Below are 343 nucleotides of genomic sequence, written 5' to 3' on the forward strand. Positions count from 1 at the left end.
CCACAAAACTAGCAAAATCATTCCGCAAATATGCAACGCCCCCTTTTATTTGAGTTTAGCTAACAATTCTTGATAGCGTCTTGTTCCCGTAACTGGTCAATTTCTACAGTGGTCATCTTGATTAACCCTGATTACTATAATTTTTCTCTTTTGCAAATAATATTGCTGACTTTTGAACCAGTTGGTAATCTAATTATTTCTCAAGTTGTGTAATGCGTTTTAGAGCATATTCATAGTCACTTTCTTTTCCTTGTTGCTTATACAAATCAGCAGATTTACGAAAATATTTAATTGCTGCTTGCTTATCTCCTAAATTAGAGTGAGCTAAACCCAGGTTGTAGTA

Annotated in this window: 1 protein-coding gene; it reads right to left on the reverse strand. The window is 34.1% G+C overall.

What is annotated here, in order from left to right:
- Positions 1-193 precede the first annotated feature (193 nt).
- Positions 194-334 (reverse strand): hypothetical protein, encoded by a 141-nt coding sequence (locus RRG12_RS41010; RefSeq protein WP_420763152.1) that lies wholly within the window; start codon positions 332-334, stop codon positions 194-196.
- Between the last annotated feature and the right edge of the window lie 9 nt (positions 335-343).

The sequence above is a fragment of the Nostoc sp. CALU 546 genome (genome assembly GCF_048836525.1).